This window comes from Pseudomonas peli (genome assembly GCF_050563605.1).
Classification (GTDB): Bacteria; Pseudomonadota; Gammaproteobacteria; order Pseudomonadales; family Pseudomonadaceae; genus Aquipseudomonas; species Aquipseudomonas peli_A.
The window spans coordinates 1-232 of the sequence record NZ_JBNXUH010000288.1 but is presented as its reverse complement, the minus strand read 5'-3'; the positions used below and the strand labels follow the sequence as shown (position 1 = coordinate 232).

The 232-nt window shown below is 57.5% G+C and carries 1 pseudogene; it reads left to right on the top strand.

Features of this window, described 5'->3' with window-relative positions:
* Positions 1-48: 48 nt before the first annotated feature.
* Positions 49-232, top strand: a pseudogene (locus ACQ4LH_RS21770) (RimK/LysX family protein); the annotation flags it as partial.

The window sequence follows — 232 nt, the reverse complement described above, 5'->3', positions numbered from 1 at the left end:
CCGCCGGCGTCAGTTGTTTAAAAGRSCCMGKGGCCMACCCCCCCSCAGATCTATGCCCTCCACGARAGKTTTCCSCTSCATGAACTGGCCCTGGAGCTMCCCGCCAAGCTCGATACCGGCGCCGAAACCGCCTCTCTGAGCGCCAAGAATATTGAAATGTTCAAACGTGATGGCGGCGAGTGGGTGCGCTTTCAATTGGGTATGGAGCTGTCTCTTATACACATCTCCGAGC